The sequence below is a fragment of the Marinobacter sp. SS5-14b genome (assembly GCF_030541005.1).
Lineage (GTDB): Bacteria > Pseudomonadota > Gammaproteobacteria > Pseudomonadales > Oleiphilaceae > Marinobacter.
Map to the genome: position 1 here is coordinate 283087 of NZ_JASSVM010000002.1, position 24049 is coordinate 307135.

Below are 24049 nucleotides of genomic sequence, written 5' to 3' on the forward strand. Positions count from 1 at the left end.
GCGGGTTACTCGGTGCCCTTAAAGGTGGCGGATATCCGGGTACAGTGGTATCAGAGCTTTTAGCAGTCGATTCTGGGCGCCGGTGGGAACCTGGTTTTGTTCCATAGCGAGAATCAGGTTCTCTGTCAGAGCGTTGAACTGGGTGTCGGTAATGGCCATGTCGGCGTGCAGTTTTCTCATATCACGGCCGGTGTAGGTGCATGGGCCACCGCTGAGCTCGCAGAGCTGGTCTGTCAGATTGCGATGGAACTGTTTTACATCAGTGCCTTTGAACGCCTGATTGATGCGTTCATCGTCCACAATCAGATACAGCAGGTCTTCAACAATGTTGGCGATGCCCGCGCGCTGGCCCAACTGCTGGTACAGGCTCTGATCTGGCTGGGCGGGTGATAACTGGCAGCCGGTGGTCAGGACCGTCAGCACAAGAGCCCAGAACAGTCGTAAGTGCGTTGCGTGTGCCAGCATCAGAAGTTCCCCTGTAAGGCCAGATAGACACCCTGCTGATCGGTCAGTGAGGCAATATCACCGAGATTGACCCAGGCCGCCGTTAACGATAGCCGGCGGTCCGGAACCCAGGCGACAAACACGTCCCACCAGTCGTTTTCCCCGGCAAAACTGAGGTTGTCTGGTTTTTGCCGGTATTCGGCACCCACCAGCCACTCGCGATTGATAAAGAGCCCGGCACTGGCTTCGGCCATCCATTGATAGTGGTTCTTGCGGTCGCCGCCAAACCCGAGTAGCCCGCCCTGGTTGGCCCGGGTACCACGAACGGTTCCGTTCACCAGCAGGTTGCGGTCAAGAACACTGGCAAAAAACACTTTGCTGGCGCTGAATAACAGATCAACACCACTGTCGTCGCGGGCCTCGATGGCCTCCGGCACGGTAAAATCCTGCTGGCGCTTGTATTGAACACCGGCTGACCACTGCCCCCAGGGATGATAGAGCACGTCGCCGAACAGCCGTATTTTCAGCCCGAACACATCCTGGCGCAGTTCGTCCTGGGCGAGGCCGAATTGGTCTTTCAGTACGAAGCCGAGTGTATCCAGGTCAAGAGTCTGGCGAGCGGCGGACACTTCAATCCGGTTGCGCCAGTTCAGGCTGGCGGCTTCAACAGAGAGGCTGTAGTCATCAACGCGGGTCTGGCTCAGGTTGACGGTGCCACTCCACTCTTCATCGCTGGCGTAGCCACTTAGCAGAGCCCAGGGCACCAGCCCACCCCCGGCGGCGCCTTCAATGGTGGTCACGCCGCCGGTGGCCCAGATCCGACTGCCCGGGCTTTTCGCGCAGGCATCGGTTGCACCAAACAACACCAGCAGGCCAGCCAGAAGGTAGCTATTCATAGTGAGTTGTCTCCGTTTGGGTGGCGGCCAGTTCGGGTATCCTTTCGTTCAGTGCCCGGGCGGTGGTGATCAGCTCTCGCAGTGGTACCGGGCGGCTCAGGGCAAAGCCCTGGCCCAGGTCGCAGTTCCAGTCCTGCAGCAGCGCCCAGGCGGCCATGCTTTCGATGCCCTCTGCGACCACTTTCAGCCCAAGGCCGTGGGCCATCTCAATGGTGGAGCGGACAATCAGCTGATCCTGTGGTTCGGAGTCCAGTTTCAACACAAACGACTTGTCAATTTTCAGCTCCTGAACCGGCATAGTGCGTAGCTGGGACAGGGACGAATAGCCGGTGCCGAAATCGTCTACCGACAGGGTAGCACCCAGACTCCTGATCTGGTTCAGGGTGGTGAGGGCCTTGTCCGGATCATCCATCACCGCGCTTTCCGTTACCTCAAAGGTGATCCGGTTCATGCCCCCTGGCCAGCCTTCAAAATGACGGGCAATAGATTCGGTCAGTCCGGGCCAGGCAAGATCCATCGCCGACAGGTTGATCGCGACACCGATATCCAGGCCCTGTTCCTGCCAGGCGCGGGCGTCCTGGGCGACCAGTTTGAGTATGTGAGCGGTCAGGTCATGAATCTGCCCCGAACGTTCGGCCAGGAAGATGAATTCCTCGGGCGAAATGAATCCCAGTTCCGGGTGAATCCAGCGCACCAGCGCTTCTGCCTGAACCAGCTCGCCGGTCCGAAAATCCAGTTTGGGCTGATAGTTCATGGTCAACCCGCCTTCTTTAATGGCGGTATGCAGATCGGAAATCAGCCGGAGTTCCCTGAGGTGGTTTTCGTCTTCGCCGGGCTGATACCGGGTAACGGAAGAGGCATTATCACCGGCTTTTTCAAACGTCAGATTCAGGCGGCGACGAAACTGGTTCGGGTCGGTCGCGTCGTCTGGCAGCGCCATGGTCACCAGAGTGATCCGCAGGGAAAACGGTGTGTTGTCCACGGGTAAGGGGGACTGCAGGTGCTGGGCCAGGGTTTGTGCCCGTTCGTTCAGCGCCCGTGGCGACATGGCCGGTAAAATCGCCAGAAATTCATCGCCGCCGGTGCGGGCCAGCAGGGTTGCCCCAGCAAGGTGGCGGCGCAGCCGGTCTGCGGTGCCCACCAACACCTTGTCGCCTAATTCAAGGCCCAGGGTGTCGTTGATCTCGGAAAGCTCTTCCAGTCGAATGCCGATCACGCTGTAGGGGTGATGCTCCCGGAAAATTTGCCGGCTCGACTGGATCAAGGCATTGCGGTTGCCAAGGCCGGTTACATCATCGTGTGTTGCGGCGTGGCGGATGTGTTCTTCCCGCTCTTTCAGGCGGGCGACCATGTCGGTAAAGGCTTGGCTTAACTGGGCAATTTCACCGCCTGTCCGGATATCGGGAATGGCGGGTGGCGGCTCGTTACCTACCGCTCTTGCATAGTCGGCGAGTTGGCGCACAGGCTTGCCCAGTGAGCGGGCCAGAACCAGCGCCAGTGCGGTGGCCAGCGCCACGATCGCCAGAACCAGAAATGCGATCTCCACAACCCGTTGGAAATAACGCTGGAGGCTTTCTTCACGGCTGATCATCAGCACTGCCTGAATATCCGTGTTGTCGCTTGCCAGTGGCAGCGTTCTGGAGAAGAACTGGGGGTTATCCAGCAGTTTGCCCGAGTCTCCTGCGTTGGCCTGAAACGTCACTTCTGCGCCCGAAAGTCGGGCGATCACGTCGGCCAGCTCCTGGTCTATCCGGAATCCCGCGGCCATCCACGCCCGCAGCCCCGGCGCCTGCACCGGCACCAGCAAGAGTTCGTACCCGGCCTGGTTCAGCGTAAGCAGGTGGCGGTCATGGCCCTGGCTGGCGGCGGCTTTGAACATCTGACCTGGAATGTCAGGTTGCAGGCCGTCCCGAGTGCTGGCGAGCACCTGGCGGGACTGGTCGAGCACCAGCGCAAATTCTGCACCGACTCGCCGGCTGTGGTTCTCCAGAGCGCTTCGGATGGTGGCTTCGTCTCCGCTGGCGATCGCAGAGCGAAAACCAAAGTCCTGAACCAGTACCGACAGGCGAGACAATTCCAGGGCGGTTCGCCGTTGCATCACTTCGCTGGTCAGGCGTTCGGCAATGTCCAGCTGCGCCATGGCCCGGGCTTTCTCTTCCTCAAACAGATAAGCCATAAACAGGCCGCCGATCGACAGGCTGACCAGTACTACCAGGCCCACCATAGCGGCGATCAGGCGCCCGCGGAAACCAAGTTGGAGCGGTAACAGCATCAGAGATCCCGGAATTTTTGTTGCAGCCGATCCAGCGCACTGTCGGCCTTGGGTTCGGGGGCGAGTTCCAGCGTAATTTCGGCCGGTTGATCAATGCGAACACGGTGCTGTTCTGGTCGGGTGTTGTCGGTTAGCCGCTGGTGCCAGATGTGAACGCTCATGGTGCTCTCTGCAGGCGCCGGAACGGGTATCCGCACCCGGCCTTCGGCATCGGTTTGCCCATAGGCACCATGGGCCATGACCAAAACGAAGGCCTGCATGTGATCGTGGATATTGCAGCCCAGCTCGACAGTGCCCGGTTTGTCAAAAACGACCGGCGCTTCGGGGCGGTCAGTATAGAGTTCCAGCTCAAAGGTTTTCGCCGGCGAAAAGGAATACACATGGTGCTGGGTGGTGTCCCGGTTTGGAAACTCGACGCGGGAGCCGGCGGGCACTACGAGAACCGGCGGATGGAACTGGCGGTCTTTCTGGTAGATTTCAGTACTGACCGGCTGAGGTGGGGGGCCATAATCGAAAAACACCAGAGCGCCCGGCACCGGGCCGTCCGCGGACGACAGCGCCAGGTCAAGCACCCGGGTTTCGGCCAGGGATGCCATCGAAAACAATGCCAGTAAACCTGTGATCAATGCGTTCATGAATAGATACGGCCTTTCAGAATGCACCCGGGCTCAGTGAAAAATGGATGTGGTTACGTTCCAGCAGGTGCTCCCAAAACTGGCGCATCCAGTCCCAGGCCCGGTTATTGACCTGGTTAACGAAGGGCTCAAGATCCAGGCTGTAGTAGTCGGGTGTTCCGGCAATCTGCAGTACGGTAATGGTAATGGAATCGTCCAGTTCATTGGCAAAGGGCTCACCGATCAATTCGTGAACCAACAGATTTGCGCGAGTTGCTTCCAGGTCAATCAGTTCGCTGGCCCGGATCGAACGGTTATTGTCGTGCATTTCTTCCATCAGGCGATGGCACAGGTAGGCACGAATCAGCAAGCCATCCAGGCCGTCATACTTTACTAGCAAAACGGAAGGCTGTGTAAAGTATCGGGCGGCTGCGTCGATGAATGGTTGAAACAAATCCTGTATGCCGGCTTCACGGGCACAGGCATCCACGCATTCAATAAGCCGCGGCGCCATTTCGATGTATTCGATGGCGAACTGGAACAGGCAGGTGGCAGGGTTGTAGCCATCGACGGTAACCGACGTTGGCAGCCGGCTGGCTTTCTCTTTCATCTGCCGAAGAAAGGTGCCAGAGCGGGCTTCCTTCCGCCGTGCCTGATCAATAATCTCGAGGACTGCCTGTGGTGTCATTGCAGGAGATGCCGATGTCTGTACGAATTGAGGTCGCAAGGCGCCTCCTTGGTTTATCCAGGAGCAACCGAGAGCAGGGAAGCGGGGGCTGGCTACCTCAACATGCCTGCCGTTTCTGATTATTGTAGCCAAGATTTCAGGGAGTGCTGTGGCCGCAGATTAAATTACACGCCAACGGTCAGGAGAAAGCCCCTATGGCTGCCTGAACCACCGATCATCACGGGTGTAGCACCAGCACAGCCAGCCCATGCTGGCGGCCCGGGCCAGCATCAGGCTGATCAGCGCCAACCACAGTCCGTGGTTGCCCCAGCCGGTCGTCAGCCACCACACCGGCAGGAACACTACGAGTGCAGAAAACAGCATGGTGTTCTGCATTTCCCGGGTGCGGGTGGCGCCGATGAATACGCCGTCCAGCAGGTAACTCCAAACGGCGGAAAAAGGCAGCAGCCAGAGCCATGGCAGGTACTGCCAGGCGGTGGTTTGTACCTCTTCAATACCGGTCAACAGGCTGATCAGCCAACGGCCCCCCAGTACAAAGGTGACGGTCAGCAACAGTGCGCCCCAAAGCGACCAGCGCAGGGCGCTATTGAATACGACTTTGAACTGCCGTTTGCTGCCCTTGCCTATGGCTTCGCCAATCAGCGCTTCCGCGGCGTTGGCAAAGCCGTCCAGAGCGTTGGAAATCACCAGCAAAAAGGTGATCAGCACGGCATTGGCGGCCAGAATGATGTCGCCTTGCCGGGCGCCCTGGGCGGTAAAAAAGGCCAGGCACAGCAGCAGCGCGATGGTGCGCACCATGATGTAGCGGTTCACCTGCAGGATGCGCAGATAATCCGACAGCTTACCGAATAGCTCCCGGGTCAGTTGCTGGCCCTCCGGTATGCGCCTGAGCACGATCATGACACCAATGGCGGTGGCACCGTATTCGGCCATGACGGTCGCCATGGCGACACCCCGGCTGTTCCAGCCCAACACGGTCACGAAGAACACGTCCAGCACAATGTTGATGCCATTGGCGATAATCAGCATCACCATGGGCCCACGCGGGAACTGGGTGCCGATCAGCCAGCCCACCAGAGTGTACTGGCAAAGCACAGCCGGGGCACTCCAGATTCTTATGGCGGCATATTCCGCAGCCAGTGCGGCGACGTCCGGGCTGGGGTTCATCAGCTGCAGGCCGACAGAAATCAGCGGACGGTGGAACAGGATAAGCAACAGACCGATGGCCACCGCCAGCATCAGCGAGCGCACCAGCAGTGCCACCTGGTTGAACGAGTCCCGTTGGCCCCAGGCCTGGGCTGCCAGCCCCGTCGTGCCCATGCGCATGAAGCCGAATGTCCAGTACAGAATGCTGAACAGGTTGGCCCCCACCGCCACGGCACCCAGGTACTCGGGGCTGTCCAGATGACCGAGCACGGCCGTGTCCACCAGGCCCAGCAGGGGCACGGTGAGGTTGGTGAGCATCAGTGGCCAGGCCAATATCCAGAGGCGTCGGTCGGTGGCACGGACGAATGATTTATGTGTTCGGGTTATCAAAACTGATTATTTATCCATTTTAGATTTAATGATTTTTTAGTCTTTTTTTGATCTGTGTCTACACTGATCATTGATGTATCCATAAGCAGGCTTTCACTCGCGGTTGTTCCGGTGTTGCGAGCGCCGGTATCTATCGTCGAGGGATGACGCAAAATCCGACAAGAATAACACTCTGTGGAGACACAGTATGCGCGTGCATGCCAAGCGGGCAATTGCCCTAGTCGCTGGTCTGTTGCTGCCGGCAGTGGTCATGGCCGACTGGACCATGAACATGACACCGGGCGTAACCGGTACCAGCAACGAGATTTTCAGCCTTCACATGACCATTCTATGGATCTGCGTAGCCATCGGCGTGGTGGTGTTCGGGGTCATGTTCTGGTCGATTTTTGCCCACCGTAAGTCCCAGGGCTATAAACCGGCGAATTTCCATGAAAACACAGTCGTGGAGGTTCTCTGGACCATTATTCCGTTGGCGATTCTGGTGGCCATGGCGGTGCCCGCGACCGCGACCCTGATGGATATGTACGACACCAGCGAATCCGAAGTGGATATCAAGATTACCGGCTACCAGTGGCGCTGGCAGTATGAGTATATCAACGACGACTTTGGCTATTTCTCCGGCCTTTCGACACCCAGGGACCAGATCGAGAACCGTCAGGCCAAGGGTGAAAACTATCTGTTGGAGGTGGATAACCCGTTGGTGATTCCGGTCGGTAAGAAAGTGCGCTTTTTGCTGACCGCGAATGACGTTATCCATTCCTGGTGGGTGCCGGCTTTCGGTGTGAAGAAAGACGCCATCCCCGGCTTTATCAACGAAACCTGGACCCGTGTGGATGAACCCGGCACTTACCGCGGTCAGTGCACCGAGCTGTGTGGCAAGGACCATGGCTTCATGCCGGTAGTGGTTAAGGCCGTTCCAGAAGAAGAGTACGCGGCTTGGGTGGCCGAGCAGAAAGCGGCGGCCGAGGCGGAGCGTCAGCTGACCGAGAAAGACTGGACCCTCGAAGACCTGATGGCCCGGGGCGAAAAAGCCTACGCCACCGCTTGTGCCTCGTGCCACCAGGCAGACGGTACCGGCATGCCGCCGGCCTTCCCGGCGTTGAAGGGTAGCCAGATCGCACTCGAGGATATGAACGCGCACATCGACATCGTGGTGAACGGCAAATCCGGCACAGCGATGCAGGCTTTCGGTGGCCAGCTGAGCGAGGTTGACCTGGCGGCGGTGATTACCTATGAGCGGAATGCCTGGGGTAACAACACCGGTGAAATGGTCACGCCCAAAGAAATTTTTGATTACAAGAATCAGCAGTAATCGACGCCAGATAACAATAATCACCAGCCATAACAAACGGCGGTAACGGGGGTTTTCATGAGTGCGGTTGCAGATACCCACAGCCAGGAACATCACCACGGCCCGGTCAAAGGCATCAGCCGCTGGCTGTTGACCACGAACCATAAAGACATCGGGTCGATGTACCTGATCTTCAGCTTTGCCATGTTCCTGCTGGGTGGCAGCATGGCGATGGTGATCCGGGCCGAGTTGTTCCAGCCGGGCCTGCAGATTGTGCAGCCGGAATTCTTTAACCAGATGACCACCATGCACGGCTTGATCATGGTGTTTGGTGCGGTCATGCCGGCCTTTGTGGGGCTGGCCAACTGGATGCTGCCGCTGATGATCGGGGCTCCGGATATGGCCCTGCCACGGATGAACAACTGGAGTTTCTGGTTGCTGCCCTGTGCGTTCCTGATTCTGGTCTCCACTCTGTTCATGGAGGGTGGCGCTCCCAACTTCGGCTGGACCTTCTACGCACCACTGTCGACGACCTACGGGCCGCCGAGCACCACCTTCTTCATTTTTGCGGTGCACATCATGGGCGTGTCGTCGATCATGGGTGCCATTAACGTGATTGCCACCATCCTGAACATGCGGGCTCCGGGCATGACCCTGATGAAAATGCCGCTGTTCGTGTGGACCTGGCTGATTACGGCCTTCCTGTTGATTGCGGTGATGCCGGTACTGGCCGGTGCGGTCACCATGATGCTGATGGACATCAACTTCGGCACCTCGTTCTTTGATGCCTCGGGCGGCGGCGATCCGGTGCTGTTCCAGCACGTATTCTGGTTCTTCGGGCACCCAGAGGTGTACATCATGATCTTGCCGGCCTTCGGGGCTATTTCCCATATCGTGCCGGCGTTCTCCCGCAAGCCGCTGTTCGGCTATGCCTCCATGGTGTATGCCGTGGGCGCCATTGCCCTGCTCTCCTTCCTCGTATGGGCGCACCACATGTTTACCGTGGGCATTCCGCTGGCGGGGCAGCTGTTCTTTATGTACGCCACCCTGCTGATTGCCGTCCCCACCGGCGTAAAGGTGTTCAACTGGGTCACCACCATGTTCCGGGGCTCACTGAGCTTTGAGGCGCCGATGCTGTTTGCCGTCGCCTTTATCATCCTGTTTACCATCGGCGGTTTCTCCGGGCTGATGTTGGCCATCGCCCCGGCAGACTTCCAGTACCACGACACCTACTTTGTGGTGGCGCACTTCCACTATGTGCTGGTGCCCGGAGCCATCTTTGGCATCTTTGCCTCGGCCTACTTCTGGCTACCCAAGTGGACCGGCCACATGTATGACGAAACCCTGGCCAAGACACACTTCTGGCTGTCATTTGTCGGCATGAACCTGGCGTTCTTCCCGATGCACTTCCTGGGGCTGGCGGGCATGCCGCGGCGGATTCCGGATTACGCGTTGCAGTTCGCCGATTTCAACATGGTGTCCAGCATTGGCGCGTTCATGTTCGGCGTCACCCAGCTGCTGTTCCTGTTTATTGTGGTGAAGTGCGTGCGTGGTGGTGAGAAAGCGGCCGCAAAACCCTGGGATGGCGCAGAGGGTCTGGAGTGGACAGTTCCGTCACCCGCTCCCTACCACACCTTCTCCACACCACCGGAAGTGAAATAACCGGGAGCCGTAGCTATGGCCGAACAGCAACCACAACAGGGCAAGCGCAGTAACAGCCGGGTGATCGCCTGGTGCATGGCCGGGGTGGTTGGCATGTTTGCCTTCGGGTTTGCGCTGGTGCCTCTGTACGACGTGTTTTGTGAGATTACTGGCATCAATGGCAAGACCGGGGGCCGCTATGAAGCCAGCGCCAGCAGCCAAGTTGATGAGAATCGCACGGTTACCGTGCAGTTCCTGGCCAGCAACGGCCCGGGGATGTCCTGGGAGTTCCGGCCGGTGGTTCGCAGTGTGAAGGTGCACCCGGGTGAGTCGAAAGCGGTAAATTTCTTTGCTGCCAACCCCACCGATCACGCCATGGTGGGGCAAGCTGTGCCCAGCCTGTCGCCTTCAGAAGGCACGTTGTATTTCCACAAGACCGAGTGTTTCTGTTTCAACCAGCAACCCCTGGAAGCCGGAGAAAGCGTTGAAATGCCGCTGGTGTTTATTGTGGACCCGGACATACCCGAACATATTACCAAGCTGACCCTGTCCTACACCCTCTATGATCAGGGCCAGCCAGCGAACGTCTCTGGCCCGGTACGGGCAGACAAAACAACCAACAATAACGGCTAAGCCATCGGAGACAGCTATGGCGGATCACCAGACCTATTACGTTCCCGAGCAGAGTAAATGGCCCATTATCGCTACCGTTGGCATGGGCGTGACCCTGTATGGCGCTGCGTCGATCATGGTCAACGGCAATCAGGGCGAGAGTACAACCGGCGCCTGGTTCATGTTCTGGATAGGCGCTCTGATCATGGCCTACATGCTGTTTGGCTGGTTCGGAAGCGTGATCCGTGAAAGCCGGGCAGGCCTCTATAGCGACCAGATGGACCGCTCGTTCCGGTGGGGCATGAGCTGGTTTATTTTCTCGGAGGTGATGTTTTTTGCAGCCTTCTTCGGCGCGCTGTTCTATGTGAGGGTGTTTGTGGTGCCCTGGCTCGGCGGTGAGGGCGATAAGGGCAGTACCAACATGCTCTGGGAGGGCTTTCAGGCAAGTTGGCCACTGGTCAGCAACCCGGACCCACAAGCCTATCAAGGGCCAAAAGAGGTTATCAGCGCATGGGGACTGCCATTGATCAACACCATTCTTCTGGTGACCTCCTCCTTCACGGTGACCGTTGCTCACCATGCTCTGAAGGCGGGTAACCGGGCGAAGGTAAAGTTATGGCTGGGGCTGACGATTGCTCTGGCGGTGGTGTTCATGTTCGTTCAGGGCTACGAGTACGCCCACGCCTACAACGACCTGGATCTGACCCTGCAATCCGGCATCTACGGCAGTACCTTCTTCATGCTTACCGGTTTCCACGGTGCCCACGTGATGCTGGGTACCTTGATGCTGGTCATTATGCTGATTCGCATTACCAAGGGGCATTTCACGGCCGATAACCATTTTGGTTTCGAGGCGGCCTCCTGGTATTGGCATTTTGTGGATGTTGTCTGGCTGGGCCTGTTCGTTTTTGTTTATGTGATTTGATCGGGAATGGTCATCAGGGTGTCGGGTTGAGTGTCAGGCTTCCGGTCCAGAGCGAGATCAGTACCAGGGCGAGCAGCAGGACACTCAGCGCGACCCGGATGGCCAGAGAGTTCACCACACGCCGGGTTTTGCCGCCATCGCGGATCAGGAAAAACAGACCACTGAACAGACTGGCGAGAACGGCCAGAAGCAGTATGACGATGGCAAATTTGAGCATGGAGTATCCCGTTATTATCAGATTTTATGAGGTTGGGATTTCCGGGCGGTGCCCGAAGCGTGTATTCACTATAGCAAAGCATGGGTAGGTCGTTTTAATGGCGCGTCAATGGCAGTTCGACTGGCGCCTGCTGGTGTTCTCCGGGCTTTTCCTGCCACTACTTCTCAGCCTGGGAGTATGGCAACTGAACCGGGCTGGTGAAAAGCACATCCTGCTTCAGGCCTGGCAACAGAAAGCGAGTACTGCTCCCTGGCCTGAGCTGGTTGCCGGTGATCTCAAACCCGGGTTGCCAGTGACCCTCACCGGTTTTTATGGCGAACAGACCTGGTTGCTGGATAACCGGACCCGTGACGGGGTGCCCGGATACGAAGTTCTGACACTGTTTGTGCCTTTGGAAGGACCATCGGTGGTGGTTAATCGGGGCTGGGTACAGGGCGCGCGTACCCGGGATCAGCTACCAGAGACCCAAACGCCGGATGCGCTCTTCACTCTGGAGGGGCGGCTGGCGGAGTATCCGGAGCCACCGGTGCTGGCTGAAGCTGAGCCAGCGGTGGGTGACTGGCCCCGGCGAGTGCAGGCGTTACCCAGAGATGTTGTCGCCAGAGAGGTGGCTGAAACGGCCCCGATGATTGTGATGCTGGCCGACAGTGATCAACCCGGCGCCTACCGGGCGGACCGGGCGCCGGATGTGATGGGTCCGCAAACCCATTACGGATATGCGGTGCAGTGGTTTGCGCTTGCCGCAGCGCTGACTATATTAACGTTAGTAGCGAGTTATAAGCGTAGCGAGTAAAAAACAATAACAGCGTGCCAACGAAAGACCCGAAAGGCAGGAGCCGATAATGACAACGACAACGGCTGACTCCGTGATCAGGCGTGACCAACCCACTCCCGAGCAAACCCGTCGTGGCCGGCGCACAGCCCTATTACTGTTTGCTGTCGGCTTTGGGCCCATGGTGCTTGCCACCATCATGTTCTACACCGGTTGGTTAAACCCGGTGGGCCACACCAATCAGGGCCAACTGGTGCAGCCAGCGGTGCCAGTGCAAGCCCTGAACCTTGAAACCCTTGAGGGTGTGCCCCTGGCGGACCGCTTTGGTGCCGACAAGGTGGACCCGAACTGGCTCATGCTGGTAACCGCCGGCACCTGCGCTGAGGACTGTGAACAGCTGCTGTATCTGGCCCGTCAGGTCAACATTGCGCTGGGTAAGAACGCGCCCCGGGTGAGCCGGGCCGCCTGGCTGGCGTCTACGCCAGCAGCCCTGGAGGCTCGCTGGAGCGAGGAGTACCGCCTGATGGAGCGGCTGCGCGTTGCGCCAGGCGGGGCTCCCGCGCTGCCTGAGGGCGTCAACCCGGCGGCAGAACCCCGTATATTGCTGGTAGACCCGTTCGGCAACGTGATGATGCATTATGGCTCTGAACACACCGGCAAACAGATGCTGAAAGATATCAAACAGCTCTTGAAGCTTTCCCAGATTGGCTGACCGGGAGGGCCTCTCTGTGCAGCAGACATCCGCACCGACTCTGGCCGGCACTCTGTCTGGCAATATCGCCCGCAGAATGGCGTTCTGGGCCACGCTGGCGTGTTGCCTGGCCGTGGTGGTGATCATGTTGGGCGCCTGGACCCGGCTGGTACATGCTGGCCTTGGGTGCCCGGACTGGCCTGGATGTTATGGCTTTCTGACCGTTCCCCAGAGCGAAACCAGCATCGCCATCGCTAACGCCCGGTTCCCGGAAACGCCGGTGGATGTGGCCAAAGGCTGGCCGGAAATGATTCATCGCTATGCGGCAGGCACCCTGGGCCTGGTGGTGTTCGGGCTGGCCATCGCGGCCATCCGGCACCGCCGGCAGGGCGTTCCGGTGAAGCTGCCTCTGTTCATTGCCGGTTTTATCGTTTTGCAGGGCGCCTTCGGCATGTGGACCGTCACCCTGAAACTCTGGCCACAGGTGGTGGCTTTGCACCTGCTGGGCGGCTTTACCACCCTGAGTCTACTGCTGTTGCTGACGCTAAGATTGCGCAAACGCAGCCAGAACCGGCCAAGCCGGGCATTGACCGTGCCCCGCACGCTGACGAAGCTCAGGCCCTGGCTGTATGGCGGCCTGTTGCTGGTGGTCCTGCAGATTGCCCTCGGCGCCTGGACGGCCGCCAATTACGCTGCGGTAGCCTGTACCGATTTGCCCACCTGCCAGGGACAGTGGTGGCCGCAGGGCATGGATTTTCGCCATGGTTTTGATGTGACTCAGCACGTCGGGCCCAATTATCTTGGCGGCCAACTGACCGCCGATGGTCGGGTAGCCATCCACGTTACCCACCGCTTGGGCGCGCTGGTGGTGCTGATCTATCTGGGCCTGCTGCTGGTCAGGTTGTGGCAGCAGAAGCAAGACAGCGGGCTGGATAGCAGTGTGAGGCTGGTTGCTGCTGCTCTAGCGATCCAGATCGGCCTGGGCCTGGCCAATGTCTGGCTGCACATTCCGCTGGCGATTGCGGTGGCCCATAACGCCATGGGCGCCGGCTTGTTGCTGTCGATGATTCATCTGATCTGGCAGCATCATCAACTGCCGCAACCACACCCATCCACCGTATCCCACACAACAACTCTAAACCGGGAGGTAACGGCATGAGCGAGCAAGTCAAAGCGCTGCCGGCCCAGCAAGCTGCAAAACCCTTATCCACACAGATCTCCTGGCGGGACTACCTGGAGCTGACCAAGCCCAGGGTGGTGGCCCTGATGATTCTGACCTCCGTGATTGGCATGTTGCTGGCCGCTCCGGGCGTGCCTGGCTGGGATATTCTACTGTTTGGTAACCTGGGTATTGCCCTGCTGGCCGGCGCCGCGGCGGTGGTCAATCACGTAGTGGATCAAAAGATCGACACCGTAATGGCCCGTACCCGCAAGCGGCCCGTCGCCACCGGCCGGATTGCGCCGTTGGACGCCATTCTGTTTGCCGTCGTGCTGGCTGCTGCCGGTATGATCGTGCTGATGTGGCAGGTGAACGAACTGACCGCCTGGCTCACCCTGGCGTCACTGGTGGGCTACGCGGGGGTCTATACCCTGTTCCTGAAACGGGCCACACCCCAGAACATCACTATCGGTGGCCTCGCCGGCGCCATGCCGCCACTGCTTGGCTGGACTGCGGTCACCGGACAGGTGGACGGCCATGCGCTATTGCTGGTGTTGATCATCTTTGCCTGGACCCCACCCCACTTCTGGGCGCTGGCCATTCATCGCAAGGAAGAATACGCCAAGGCGGGCATTCCGATGCTGCCGGTCACCCATGGCAACAAATACACCGAGCTGCACATCCTGCTGTACACCCTGATGCTACTGGCGGTGAGCCTGCTACCTTTTGTCACAGGTATGTCTGGCGGTATTTACCTGATCGGGGCCCTGGCGCTAGGCTTGCGATTCCTGCAGTACGCCATCCGTTTGCTGAAGGGCGATGACCGCCGGGTGGCCATGGATACGTTCAAGTATTCCATCACCTATCTGATGGCGCTGTTTGTGGTGTTGCTGGTGGATCATTTTGTCTTCTTCTGAGCGCCTGTGGCATCCGAAGCAGGCTGACTTAACCTGAACAGGAGGCCCCATGGGGCGGTCGTTACGCATTACGCTCTTTGCTCTGTTTCTGCTGGTTGCACTGGTGTTTGGCCTGACCATCGGCCGTCAGGTATTTCTGGCCAGTGATGAGCCGGTGCCAGCGCCAGACCTGAGCCAGTACAACACCTATGTGTACGATCAGCCCCGGGAGCTCATCGAGTTCACGTTGACGAGTGAACAGGGTAAAACTGTCACCCGGGAAGACCTCAAAGGCCGCTGGACCTTTGTGTTTGTGGGTTACACCAACTGCCCGGACATCTGCCCGGCGGCCATGGCCAACCTGCGCCAGACCAACAACCTGCTGTCGGCCGAACTGCCTCAGCCAGACTACCTGCTGATCACGGCAGACCCGGAACATGACACTCCGGAAAAACTGAAAGCCTACACCGGATTTTTCGGAGAAAATTTTCATGGCCTGACCGGCGATCTGGACACACTGAGAGCGGTGGCTAAAAGTGTCAGCGCGGTATTTGTGCACCGGGAGGTCGATGGCCAGTTACTGGTGGACCACAGTGGCCACTTCGCGCTGCTCAATCCGGAGGCCAAACTGCAGGCGCTGATCCAGCCGCCGCACAAGCCGCAGGAACTGGCAGAAGCCTTCGGGCAGATTTATCAATGGGCGAAGGCAAACCACCCCCGGGCTTCCGGAACCTGACCGCCTTCGGCCAAGGTCCCACTGACAAGACCCGTTAGCTCCCTTACAATGCCCGGCTCTGGATAATCAGTCACCCAACGCCGGGCAGCCATCATGACGTCGACACCCTGTACCCCTCCCAAACAGCTTTTTACCGTACTGCTTGCCGGCAGCCTGGTGTTACTGGTGGTGCATGCCCTTGGCCGGTTTATTTTCACGCCGTTGCTGCCCTATCTGGTGGCCGACAACCAGTTCAGTGCCCCCGACGGCGCCGCGGTCGCCACCTGGAACTACCTGGGCTACCTGATGGGCGCCATGCTGGCCATCCGCTGGCACCGGATAGACCAGATTCGCATAATGTTGCCGCTGTTCCTGGCCGTGCATGTGGTCACCACGCTGGTGATGACCCAAACTGACCAGCTCACCGTGATCTCCGCCACCCGCTGGCTGAATGGTGTGGCCAACGGTGTAGTGTTCGTACAGGCCCCGGCGCTGATCCTGGAATGGCTGGTGCTGCGCAACCGGGCCAGTATGAGTGGCCTGGTCTACATTGGGGTGGGTGCGGGCCTGCTGGTGTCCAGCGGCCTGGTCGCCGGCACCGCCGAGTTTCTTGAAGGCGCCCAACGTTGGTGGCCTGCAGCGTTGGTGTCGATCCCCCTCGCCTGGTGGGGTGTGGTGCAACTGCGCAGGTTGGACGTACCGGTGCGCGAGCACGACGATTCGGGCCAGGCCATTGTTAACACTCCCCTGATTGACCGCGCCAGCATCCCGCTGTTTCTGGCTTACGCAGGCGCCGGCTTGGGCTATATTTTGCCGATGACCTTCCTGCCGCTGCTGGCCAAGATCGAATTGCCGGACGGCCACTTTCTGCTCGATGGCACCTGGGTTCTGGTGGCTCTGTTCACCATCCCCGCCCCCTGGCTCTGGAATAAACTCGGCGCACGAATGGGTGACTTACCAGCCTTGCGGCTCAACTTTGTGATCCAGCTGGTCGGTGTGCTGGCAGCGGTGCTCTGGCCCGGAGCTGTTGGCTTGGTGTTGTGCGCCGTTCTGGTCGGCGGCACCTTTCTGGGCACCGTGCTCCTCACCCAGCGCATCGGGCGGGCCCTCCACCCCCATCAAGGCCCGCGTTTGTCCGCAGCCATGGTGGCCCTCTACGGCTTCACCCAGATGGTCGGGCCGTGGCTGACCAAGCAGTGGCTCGATGGTGGCGGTACTCTGGTGTCCGCTTTTGGTATTGGTGTCGCGGCTCTGGTGTTTGGCCTGGTGTTCGCGTTCTTTGTGCCCCGGCCTGAGGTATGGCATTCGCGGTCTTGATGTGGCCCCAGACTGTTGGTTGTGGGGGATTGATCGGGGTGGTGGGGTATTTTTTTCCTTGGAAATGAAACTCGCTGCGCTCAGACATTCATTTCCGGCGGAAAAAAATACCCCACCACCCCGCTCTAGCTGACCACGGCGGTTCCGCTGGGTTAAAAGACTTTTTGGTTGAAAGAATCAGTGCTGACGCAAAAGGCAAAACGGATTAACCCAAGACAGACCCTAGTAAACTCTTGAGATACCCTTAAAGTTACGCAGGGTGTGGGGGGTGTTTTAGTTTTTTGGTCGAATAAAGGTGTCTGAGCGCAGCGAGTTCTTTTTCGCCCAAAAAACTAAAACGCCCCCCGCGCCACCCCCGAAACCAACAGGCCAACCCCAACCAAACCCCATGCTCCCAATAGAAGCCATACTCCCAGAGCTCAAGCAAACCCTGAACGAGGGCACCACAGCCCTGCTGCAGGCCCCACCGGGCGCCGGTAAAACGACGAGGGTTCCGCTGGCTCTGTTGGATGCCCCGTGGCGGGAGAACCGGAAGATCCTGATGCTGGAGCCGAGGCGGCTGGCGGCCCGGTCGGCGGCACGGTACATGGCGAAGCAGTTGGGGGAAGCGCCGGGGCAGACGGTGGGGTATCGGACCCGGCTGGATACCAAGGTATCCGGGGCTACGCAGGTTGAGGTTGTTACCGAAGGTATTCTCACGCGCCTGATTCAGAACGACCCGATGCTGGAAGACTATGCTGCGGTGTTGTTTGATGAGTTTCATGAGCGCTCGTTACAGGCCGACCTGGGCCTGGCGTTGGTGCGGGAGAGTCAGCAGGCGTTGCGGGAGGATCTTCGGTTGCTGGTGATGTCGGCCACGCTGGACACCGCGCCCATTGCCCGGGTGTTGGGGGATGTGCCGGTGATTACTTCTGAGGGACGGGCGTTTCCGGTGGAGGTGATGTACCGGCCCTTGCCCCGTAATGGCCGGGTTGTGGACCAGGTGGTGGCGGTGGTTCAGGAGGCGCTGCGGGAGCAGACCGGTTCCCTGCTGGTGTTTCTGCCCGGGGCTGGCGAGATTCGGCGGGTGGCGCAGCAGTTGGCGGGGCAGTTGCCGGATAACGTGGTGCTGGCGCCGCTGTATGGCAATTTGAAATCTGAGGAGCAGGACCTGGCGATTTCTCCGGCGCAGGATGGCACCCGCAAGATTGTGCTGGCCACGGCCATTGCCGAGACCAGTCTGACCATTGAGGGCGTGCGGGTGGTGATTGATGCCGGCCAGCAGCGTCGGGCGGTGTTTGATCCGAACAGCGGGATGACGCGGCTGGTCACTGGCCGGGTGTCGAAGGCTTCTGCCGAGCAGCGTAAGGGCCGGGCCGGGCGGGTTGAGCCGGGGGTGTGTTATCGGCTTTGGAGTGAATCAGAGCAGTTCGGGCTGGCGGATTACACGCCGCCGGAGATTCAACAGGCGGATCTGGCACCTCTGGTGCTGGAGCTGGCCCAGTGGGGTGCCCGTTCGCCGGAGCAGGTGGCCTGGATTGATGCACCGCCGAAGGCGCACTGGCAGCAGGCAGTAGAGTTATTGCAGTGGCTGGATTTGCTGGATGCCGAGGGCGCCATTACCGACCACGGCAAGGCTGCCCGGGAATTGGGCCTGCATCCGCGGCTGGCCCATATGGTGATCAAGGGCCGTGCGCTGGGGCTGGGTCAGCTGGCGGCAGAGCTGGCGGCGCTGCTGGAAGAGCGGGATTTGCTGGGGCTGGGCTCAGGGGCCGATCTGCATGAACGGATTCGGGTGCTGCGGGGCGAGCGCGGTCACCGGGGGCTGGATATCGCCCGGTTGAAATCGGTTCAGCAGGCGGCGAAGCGGCTGTGTCGGGGCCAGTTTGTGCTGGATTTACCGGCAGAAACTGAAGTCGGCCGGGTGCTCGCCCAGGCCTATCCGGACCGTATTGCCCGCCGCCGACCGGGCACAACGCCCCGTTACCAGCTCAGCAATGGCAAGGGTGCGGTATTGCGGGATGAAGACCCGCTGGCCCGGCAGGAGTGGCTGGTGGCGGCAGACCTGGATGGCAAGGCCCGCGAAGCGACGATGTACCTGGCGGCGCCGGTAGACCTGATGGAGCTGGAGCAGGATCTTGCCGCGCACATTGAACAACGGGAAGACGCGCTCTGGGACGACAAGCGTGGCACCGTGGTGGCCCGCAAAGTCCGTAAACTCGGTGCCCTGATCTTGGCGGAAAAGCCCCTGCAACAGGTAGCCCCGGAGCTGATCCAGCAGGGTTTGCTGGATGCGGTGCGCCGCAAGGGGCTGGACAGCCTGCCCTGGAATCCGGGTGCCCGCCAGTGGGTTGCCCGGGTGCGATTGCTGGCAGCGCAGTTTCCCGGCGACTGGCCGGAGGTCAGCGACCAGGCCTTGCTGGAGACTCTGGAGACCTGGCTGGCGCCTTTTATGGCAGGCATGAAGCGCTGGTCAGACCTGGCCAGCATCAACCTCGTCCAGGCCCTGAATTCTCTGCTGGATTATCCGCAACAACAGCAACTGGAAGAGCTGGCGCCCCGATCCCTGATCATTCCCACCGGCCAGAACGTAACCCTGGATTACAGCGCCGACAACGGCCCGGTACTCGCGGCCAAGCTGCAGGCACTGTTTGGCTGGACAGAAACGCCCCGGGTGGCCGGTGGCCGGGTGCCGGTGGTGATTCACTTGCTGTCACCGGCGCAGCGGCCGTTGGCGGTAACGGCGGACCTCGCCAGTTTCTGGCAGAACGCCTACCCAGGTGTCCGAAAGGACACCCGCGGCCGCTACCCCAAACACCCTTGGCCGGAAGATCCGTTGACGGCCGAAGCTCAGCAGGGCACCAAAAAGCGCCCTGCCAGGTAGCTTGCCTCAGGTTACTTCACAATCGTCTGGCTTTTATCCAGGTACACCATGCCCTGTTTCTTTACGGTGCCGGGATCCGCATGCTCCGAAGCCTTGTGGACTTTCTCCAGCCGTTCGGCAATGTCTGCAAGCTCGCTGTCCAGCTTACCCAGCGCGTTCTCAAGAGTGTAGGTCAGCTGGTGCACTTCGTTCATGGTCTCCGGTGTCAGTTCGCCGGCCAGCACCCTTTCGAGCCGGTTGTTGTATTCAGAGAAATTGGCGACCGCCTGTTCGAGCGTCTTCGACGGCTCGCCTTTGAAATGCTCATACTTGTCATCGGCGAAGGTTGGCAGTGCGAAGATCAAGGCTGCAGCGGCAGTCGTCAGTTTCAGGGTAGTATTCATGGCGTTTTCCTATTCGATAAAAGTTAATGAGAATTATTACTACTATCGTATTAAGCGGCCATGAGATCGGTCAATTTACGGATGAAATAACGCTTGCCAGTTATCGGAAGCTGGTTAAAATGCGGCCACTTTTATCTGTGCGGTAGCCGCCATGCACTTTGTGTCTTTTAACGTGTTTCGTACTCTTGGTTTCCCCGACACCACCGTGCTCAAACCGGAGCATTTCCAGCGTCACAAGGAACTTCTAAAAGAGGCGGATTGGGTTTTATTCCCGGAGTACTGGCAGTTAAATGCCCTGGTACACGGGCTGAAGTGCCGGGTATTCCCCAGCGTGGCCAGCTATCGGATTGGGCACGACAAAATCGAGATGACCCGTGCTTTCCAGACGGTCGCGCCCGAGCACACTCCCTGGACGATGATTGAAGGCAATGGGCCGGAGGAGCGGGAGTTGCTCTGGAACAACATGGCCCTGCCGTTTGTTGCCAAGCTGCCGAAGGCCAGTATGGGTGACGGCGTGTGGTTGATTGAGTCCAGAGAGGACTGGCTGCGCTACTGCGATCGCACTGATGTGCTGTACGTTCAGGAATATTTGCCCATCGACCGGGATGCGCGGGTGGTGGTTGTGGGTGACCGTGTTGTGGCGGCCTATTGGCGTACTCAGGCCGAACAGGGTTTCTATAACAATGTGGCCAAAGGCGGACAGATAGACACCAGTGAGGTACCAAAGGTGGTGACAGATCTGGCGTTGAGGCTGGCGCGGGAATTGGATGTCGATCACGCCGGCTTTGATATTGCGCTGGTTGAGGGCTACCCTTTTGTACTGGAGTTCAACCGTTTGTTTGGCAATCAGGGCCTGGGGCAAGGTAGCGATCTGAAAGACGCCATTCTGGACTACCTGCAACAACATACTCAGCCCCGGAATCCGGAAGGCCCGACAGAACCTACACCGCTTTGGCCGGTGGCTGTCTAGCTCTGAAAGCCGATGATGAATCTGTGCTGAAAGCCCGGTTTTTTCGGGCCGATTTATGGGTATATTTGCGCATTTGCGGTAGCCAGGGAAAAGCCTGATGATCGCGAAATCTCATGGGTGCTACAGCCGTGCTGTGGTGCCTTTTTTATTGCCCGTTTGCCCTGTGGAGGGACACACCACCCATGACCGAAGTCGCCAACGCCAACATCGCTGATTACTACGACGCCGAGACGTTCAAACGGATCAAAGAGTTTTCCGAAACAAAGGAAACGCCGTTCGTGGTGATTGATACCGCCACGATTAACCGCCAGTACGATGAACTGGTGGACGGATTCCCGTATGCGAAGGTTTATTACGCGGTGAAGGCGAACCCGGCACCTCAGATTCTGACCATGCTGAGGGACAAAGGGGCGAACTTTGATATTGCCTCGGTGTATGAGCTGGACAAGGTGATGTCGCTGGGTGTCACTGGCGACCGTATCAGCTACGGCAACACCATCAAGAAAGCGAAGGACGTTCGCACGTTCTATGAAAAGGGTGTGCGGATGTTTGCCACGGATTCCGAGGCGGATCTGCGCAATATTGCCAAGGCGGCGCCAGGCTCGAAGGTGTATGTGCGGATTCTGACCGAAGGCACGCTGACGGCAGACTGGCCGCTGTCTCGCAAGTTTGGCTGTCAGACCGATATGGCCATGGATCTGCTGATTCTGGCCCGTGATCTCGGCCTGGTGCCTTATGGCGTATCCTTCCACGTGGGTTCCCAGCAGCGGGAAATCGGTGCCTGGGATGCGGCGTTGAGCAAGGTGAAGGTAATCTTCGAGCGCCTGAAGGAAGAAGACGGCATCGAGTTGAAGATGATCAACATGGGCGGGGGCTTTCCGGCCAACTATATCAGCCGGACCAATGAGTTGAGTGTGTATGCGGAGGAGATTGCCCGTTTCCTGCAGGAGGATTTCGGGGATGATCTGCCGGAGATTATTATCGAGCCGGGCCGGTCGCTGATTTCCAATGCCGGTGTGTTGGTGAGCGAGGTGGTGTTGATTTCCCGGAAGTCCCGTACCGCTTTGCACCGATGGGTGTTTACCGACGTGGGCAAGTTTTCGGGGCTGATTGAGACGCTGGATGAGTCGATCAAGTTTCCGATCTGGACGGAGAAGGTTGGCGAGGGCGAGGATTGTGTGATTGCCGGGCCGACCTGTGACAGTGCCGATATCATGTATGAGCACCATAAGTATCCGTTGCCGTTGAATCTGGCGATTGGCGATCGTATGTATTGGCTTTCTACCGGGGCTTATACCACCACTTACAGTGCCATCGAGTTTAACGGGTTTCCTCCGTTGAAGGACTACTACATCTAAGTTCGGAGTCCAGCCGCAGGGCGGGGGCGAGCTTTCCTCTGGAAAAAACAACTCGCTTCGCTCAGACATCTTTTTTCCGGCGGAAAGCTCACCCCCGCCCCACGGCTTGCTAGCTCTTTGCGGGGAGCCGGCACGGCTGTTGGATATTGGAAGGAAACAAAGGATCAGCTTTCGGGCTGGTCCTTTTTTCGTTTCAGGTCCAGGGTGAAGGCCAGGGGCAGCACCAGCAGAGCGTATCCGACCATCACCATGACGGCATGGCGGGTGTCGCCGGTGTGGTCGGCAATCAGGCCGCCGAGCATGGGCACGGAGAATGCCAGGGTGTAGCCAACCAGGAAGGTGCCGGCGGAGAGTCGGCCGGTTTCAGCGGAGCTGACGAGTAGGGGCGGCAGGGCGACCAGAAGGATGAGCAGGATGCCAGCGACGAAGCTCATAAAGGTGGCGCTGGCGATGAACCACCAGCCCTCCAGGAAGACGGTGCCGGTGGTGCCGAGGAGGCTCAGGGTTGCCATGATAACAATGAGGGTTCTGCGGCCGACCCACCGACGGGCCATTTTCAGCATCACCAGCGAGGCGAATACCTGAGCGATGTTGTACCAGAACAGGGCTTCCGAGAGCATGGTGATGTTGCCCTGTTGCTCCAGCAGGTTGCCCATGTAGGCGTTGAGGCCGAAGAACATGGAGCCGGACAGGCCCAGCAGAAGGCCGATACGCAGGGTCAGTGGGTTTTGCCAGTCGGGCAGCCAGGCGCCCCGGCGTACCGGGCGGGCCAAGTCTCGTTTGGGCAGGAACAGGGCTGCGGCCACTAATAATGCCGGTAAGGACCAGGCGAGCAGTGCAGCACGCCAGCTGTTTTCCAGAAGCGGCATGAGCACTGGCAGGGTAATGCCGGCACCGATAAATTCCCCCATCAGCATGCCGTTCATGTAGATGGCCGAACCGATGGCCAGGTGATGCGGCTCTAGCCAGCGCGGTAACAGGGCCGGCAGGGCTGGTTGCATCATGGCTACGCCGAAGCCCATCACAGCGCTGGCCACCATCAGGGTGGCTGTGTCGGGCACCAGGCCGCGGCCGGCGGAGCCGATCACCATGATCAGCATGGCCAGGGCCAGGGTATTACGGGGGCCGATGCGGGAGATGGCAAGCGAGCCGGGCATGGCGCCAACGGCCAGCATCAGAATAGGAAGGGTTGTAAGTGCGCCGGTAAGAGCCTGGGTCAGGCCCAGTTCGTCACTGATAAAGGGCGCAAGAGGTGGCGCGACCAGAACCGGGATTCTGAGATAGACACCGGCCAACCAAAGCAGCACCGCCACCGGCAGCAGCTTGGCTGGCGGTGGCGGCGTGTGCGCGGCGTGATCAATTGCCACGGTTCGGCGAATCAGTCTTCGCTGGTGTCCGGCAGGTAGGCGCCGTCTTCATCATGCACTTCCTGACCGGTGACCGGCGGATTGAAGGCGCAGATCAGGCGCATGTCTTCCGTGCCGCCGTACAGCGTGTGGCGGTCGTGCTTGTCGAGGGCGTACAGGGTGCCGTCGGTAATTTCGTGCACTTCGCCAGTGGCGAGGTCCTTGATGCGGCCGTTACCGGCTACGCAGTAAACGGCTTCCAGGTGGTGCTTGTACCAGAAGGTGTGCTCGGTGCCGGCGGGGATAATGGTTTCGTGGAACGAGAAACCCATGCCGTCTTTTTTCAGCAGCAGGCGACGACTGGTCCATTGTTGAGCGCTGACTTCGCGCTCGGTACCGATAATGTCTTGCACTCGTACGATTTTCATTCGCATTCCTCATTT

23 protein-coding genes are annotated in these 24049 nt (G+C 59.2%); 13 read left to right on the forward strand and 10 right to left on the reverse strand.

Annotated features, from left to right (window positions below; translation table 11 throughout):
• Positions 1 to 18: 18 nt before the first annotated feature.
• The 6 genes from QPL95_RS05275 to QPL95_RS05300 all read right to left on the reverse strand — a co-directional run bounded on the left by QPL95_RS05275 (position 19) and on the right by QPL95_RS05300 (position 6378).
• Positions 19 to 465, reverse strand: a complete 447-nt coding sequence (locus QPL95_RS05275) for a group 1 truncated hemoglobin (RefSeq protein ID WP_303289957.1) — start codon at positions 463 to 465, stop codon at positions 19 to 21.
• The gene (locus QPL95_RS05280; RefSeq protein ID WP_303289958.1) at positions 465 to 1340 is read right to left on the reverse strand and encodes a DUF3034 family protein; all 876 of its coding nucleotides are present in this window, start codon (positions 1338 to 1340) and stop codon (positions 465 to 467) included. Before QPL95_RS05280 ends, QPL95_RS05275 begins: the two co-directional genes overlap by 1 nt.
• A complete protein-coding gene (locus QPL95_RS05285; protein WP_303289959.1) occupies positions 1333 to 3612 on the reverse strand; it encodes a bifunctional diguanylate cyclase/phosphodiesterase in 2280 nt (759 codons plus the stop codon). Before QPL95_RS05285 ends, QPL95_RS05280 begins: the two co-directional genes overlap by 8 nt.
• Positions 3612 to 4247 carry a methylamine utilization protein gene (locus tag QPL95_RS05290; protein WP_303289960.1) on the reverse strand — a complete coding sequence of 212 codons (636 nt, stop codon included), beginning with the start codon at positions 4245 to 4247 and terminating at the stop codon, positions 3612 to 3614. Before QPL95_RS05290 ends, QPL95_RS05285 begins: the two co-directional genes overlap by 1 nt.
• 16 nt (positions 4248 to 4263) lie before the next feature.
• The gene (locus tag QPL95_RS05295) at positions 4264 to 4914 is read right to left on the reverse strand and encodes a hypothetical protein (protein ID WP_303289961.1); all 651 of its coding nucleotides are present in this window, start codon (positions 4912 to 4914) and stop codon (positions 4264 to 4266) included.
• Positions 4915 to 5106: 192 nt separating this feature from the next.
• On the reverse strand, positions 5107 to 6378 hold the full coding sequence (locus QPL95_RS05300) for an MATE family efflux transporter (RefSeq protein ID WP_303289962.1): 1272 nt from the start codon (positions 6376 to 6378) through the stop codon (positions 5107 to 5109).
• A 259-nt stretch (positions 6379 to 6637) separates the two neighbouring features.
• Between QPL95_RS05300 and coxB the strand changes: the two genes are divergently transcribed.
• The 4 genes from coxB to QPL95_RS05320 are packed head-to-tail and all read left to right on the forward strand — an operon-like array spanning position 6638 to position 10919.
• Complete coding sequence (gene coxB, locus QPL95_RS05305) at positions 6638 to 7762, forward strand: cytochrome c oxidase subunit II (RefSeq protein ID WP_303289963.1); 1125 nt, start codon at positions 6638 to 6640, stop codon at positions 7760 to 7762.
• A 57-nt stretch (positions 7763 to 7819) separates the two neighbouring features.
• A complete protein-coding gene (ctaD, locus tag QPL95_RS05310) occupies positions 7820 to 9403 on the forward strand; it encodes a cytochrome c oxidase subunit I (RefSeq protein ID WP_303289964.1) in 1584 nt (527 codons plus the stop codon).
• 15 nt (positions 9404 to 9418) lie between these two features.
• Complete coding sequence (locus QPL95_RS05315) at positions 9419 to 10015, forward strand: cytochrome c oxidase assembly protein (protein ID WP_303289965.1); 597 nt, start codon at positions 9419 to 9421, stop codon at positions 10013 to 10015.
• A 16-nt stretch (positions 10016 to 10031) separates the two neighbouring features.
• On the forward strand, positions 10032 to 10919 hold the full coding sequence (locus QPL95_RS05320; RefSeq protein ID WP_303289966.1) for a cytochrome c oxidase subunit 3: 888 nt from the start codon (positions 10032 to 10034) through the stop codon (positions 10917 to 10919).
• Positions 10920 to 10932: 13 nt separating this feature from the next.
• Here the strand turns inward: QPL95_RS05320 and QPL95_RS05325 are convergent, their stop codons facing one another.
• Positions 10933 to 11136 (reverse strand): twin transmembrane helix small protein, encoded by a 204-nt coding sequence (locus tag QPL95_RS05325; protein WP_303289967.1) that lies wholly within the window; start codon positions 11134 to 11136, stop codon positions 10933 to 10935.
• Positions 11137 to 11233: 97 nt separating this feature from the next.
• Between QPL95_RS05325 and QPL95_RS05330 the strand changes: the two genes are divergently transcribed.
• The 7 genes from QPL95_RS05330 to hrpB all read left to right on the forward strand — a co-directional run bounded on the left by QPL95_RS05330 (position 11234) and on the right by hrpB (position 19549).
• On the forward strand, positions 11234 to 11929 hold the full coding sequence (locus QPL95_RS05330) for an SURF1 family protein (protein WP_303289968.1): 696 nt from the start codon (positions 11234 to 11236) through the stop codon (positions 11927 to 11929).
• 49 nt (positions 11930 to 11978) lie between these two features.
• The gene (locus QPL95_RS05335) at positions 11979 to 12620 is read left to right on the forward strand and encodes a hypothetical protein (protein WP_303289969.1); all 642 of its coding nucleotides are present in this window, start codon (positions 11979 to 11981) and stop codon (positions 12618 to 12620) included.
• Positions 12621 to 12696: 76 nt separating this feature from the next.
• The gene (locus QPL95_RS05340) at positions 12697 to 13758 is read left to right on the forward strand and encodes a heme A synthase (protein ID WP_303290387.1); all 1062 of its coding nucleotides are present in this window, start codon (positions 12697 to 12699) and stop codon (positions 13756 to 13758) included.
• A complete protein-coding gene (cyoE, locus tag QPL95_RS05345) occupies positions 13755 to 14675 on the forward strand; it encodes a heme o synthase (RefSeq protein ID WP_303289970.1) in 921 nt (306 codons plus the stop codon). Before QPL95_RS05340 ends, cyoE begins: the two co-directional genes overlap by 4 nt.
• Positions 14676 to 14724: 49 nt before the next feature.
• Positions 14725 to 15390, forward strand: a complete 666-nt coding sequence (locus tag QPL95_RS05350; RefSeq protein ID WP_303289971.1) for an SCO family protein — start codon at positions 14725 to 14727, stop codon at positions 15388 to 15390.
• A gap of 93 nt (positions 15391 to 15483) precedes the next feature.
• On the forward strand, positions 15484 to 16686 hold the full coding sequence (locus QPL95_RS05355; RefSeq protein ID WP_303289972.1) for a YbfB/YjiJ family MFS transporter: 1203 nt from the start codon (positions 15484 to 15486) through the stop codon (positions 16684 to 16686).
• Between the two features lie 388 nt (positions 16687 to 17074).
• On the forward strand, positions 17075 to 19549 hold the full coding sequence (gene hrpB, locus QPL95_RS05360; RefSeq protein ID WP_303289973.1) for an ATP-dependent helicase HrpB: 2475 nt from the start codon (positions 17075 to 17077) through the stop codon (positions 19547 to 19549).
• 11 nt (positions 19550 to 19560) lie between these two features.
• Here the strand turns inward: hrpB and QPL95_RS05365 are convergent, their stop codons facing one another.
• Positions 19561 to 19932, reverse strand: coding sequence for a DUF6746 family protein (locus QPL95_RS05365; protein ID WP_303289974.1), 372 nt, complete (start codon positions 19930 to 19932; stop codon positions 19561 to 19563).
• Between the two features lie 151 nt (positions 19933 to 20083).
• On the opposite strand from QPL95_RS05365, the gene QPL95_RS05370 reads away from it, so the two are divergent.
• On the forward strand, positions 20084 to 20902 hold the full coding sequence (locus tag QPL95_RS05370) for a RimK family alpha-L-glutamate ligase (protein ID WP_303289975.1): 819 nt from the start codon (positions 20084 to 20086) through the stop codon (positions 20900 to 20902).
• A 182-nt stretch (positions 20903 to 21084) separates the two neighbouring features.
• Positions 21085 to 22260 (forward strand): type III PLP-dependent enzyme, encoded by a 1176-nt coding sequence (locus tag QPL95_RS05375; protein ID WP_303289976.1) that lies wholly within the window; start codon positions 21085 to 21087, stop codon positions 22258 to 22260.
• Positions 22261 to 22424: 164 nt separating this feature from the next.
• Here QPL95_RS05375 and QPL95_RS05380 read toward each other — a convergent pair whose 3' ends face one another.
• Complete coding sequence (locus QPL95_RS05380; protein ID WP_303289977.1) at positions 22425 to 23627, reverse strand: CynX/NimT family MFS transporter; 1203 nt, start codon at positions 23625 to 23627, stop codon at positions 22425 to 22427.
• An 11-nt stretch (positions 23628 to 23638) separates the two neighbouring features.
• A complete protein-coding gene (locus tag QPL95_RS05385; protein ID WP_022990468.1) occupies positions 23639 to 24034 on the reverse strand; it encodes an ectoine synthase in 396 nt (131 codons plus the stop codon).
• Between the last annotated feature and the right edge of the window lie 15 nt (positions 24035 to 24049).